This window comes from Ideonella sp. P3_A4 (assembly GCF_056403075.1).
On the sequence record NZ_JBFUGE010000947.1, the window covers coordinates 1 to 1709 of the forward strand.

A 1709-nucleotide genomic window follows, 5' to 3' on the forward strand; every position below is an offset into this window, starting at 1 on the left:
CAGCAGAGGGCACGGCAGGGCGGATTCTGGTTCCATGGCTCATGGATGTTCCGTTAGTTGCACAGCGCTGGCATTGGCCTAGGGTGTCTACTAGGTTGCAAGCGCTTGCACAAATCGTATTCTCTTGAAACCGCTTTCAAAACAGCGTCGCCATTGTGGCTGATGGCGCCGAAAGCGTCGATGCCGGAAGGGGCATCGCAGTCAAAAACCTACTGGAGACCGCCTCATGTCCATTAGCCCTCGTGCCAGCCGCCAGTACAGCCGGCACCCGGCGTTCCGCATGACCCACCTCGCAGCGGCATGCGGACTCTTGATCGGCGGGGCAGGCTCTGCCATCGCACAACAGCAGGCTGCCGCCGCGCCTGCCCCTGCCAAATCTGAAGAGCAGGTCGAGACGGTGGTGGTGACGGGCATCCGCAAGAGCCTGGATACATCCTTGAGCTTGAAGCGTGATTCGTCAGGCATCGTTGACGGCATCGTTGCCGAAGACATCGGCAAGTTCCCCGACACCAATCTGGCCGAGTCGATGCAGCGCATCAGCGGCGTGTCGATCGACCGCTCGGTCGGTGAGGGCTCGAAGATCACCGTGCGCGGTGTGGGCCCTGAGTTCAACCTGGTGCTGCTGAACGGTCGCCAGATGCCGGCCTCGGGCATCGTCGACACCGGTGCTTCCGGTTCGCGCGCCTTTGATTTCGCCAACCTCGCGTCCGAATCGATCGCAGCGCTCGAGGTCTACAAGACCAGCCGTGCAGCCTCGCCGGCCGGCGGCATGGGCGCCACGATCAACATCAAGACGGCGCGTCCGCTCGACAACCCAGGCTTTCGCGCCAACCTCGGCGTGAAGGCGATGTACGACGAGTCGAACAATCGCATCCCCGACTCGCTCAGAGGCAGCCAGGTCACGCCCGAGGTCTCGGGCATCTACAGCAACACCTTTGCCGATGGCACCTTCGGCATCGCCATCAGTGGCAGCTACCAAGAGCGCAACCTGGGCCTGAGCTATGCGGGCGTGCCCAACGGCTGGCGCAGCTTCAAGGGCGACGAGAACAACTGGGGCACGATCCCGCAGCCGGGTCAGCCTGGCTCCGAGAACATCACCAACCGCCCGGGCCCGGACGACATCTATTCGGTGCCGCAGAACATCAACTACGGCGTCAGCGGCATCAAGCGCCAACGCACCAACGGGCAGCTGACGCTGCAGTGGGCGCCGATGAAGGAACTGACGGCGACGCTGGACTACACGTATTCGGAACTGAAGCTCCAGACCAAGCGCAACGAGCTGTCGGCCTGGTTCAACTTCGGCCCGTCGTCCAGCTCGTGGACGGACGGCCCGGTCGCCGGCCCGATCTTCTACTCGGAGACCATCAATCCGGCCACCAGCGACATCGCGATGGGCGGCGCCAAGTACGCCACCAAGAACACGAACGATTCGCTGGGCTTCAATGTGGCCTGGAAGGCGTCGAACAGCCTCAGCTTCGAGCTCGACACGCATCACTCCACGGCCGAGTCGGGCGCCGACAGCCCGTATGGCTCGAACGCCGTGCTGGGCACCGCCAGCTTCAACCGCGGCACGACCAAGGTCGATTTCTCGAAGGACTTCCCGGTGCTGAGCATCGAAGGTTCGGTGCTCGACCCGTCGCTGATGATGGTCACCGGCTCGTCGTTCCGCAACAGCTACATGAAGTCCGATATCGACCAGACGGATGTCT

At 62.9% G+C, this 1709-nt stretch carries 1 protein-coding gene; it reads left to right on the forward strand.

What is annotated here, in order from left to right; all coding sequences use genetic code 11:
• Positions 1-226: 226 nt before the first annotated feature.
• Positions 227-1709: TonB-dependent receptor (locus tag AC1DYI_RS34715; protein WP_477208646.1), on the forward strand; the 1483-nt coding region annotated here is incomplete at its 3' end.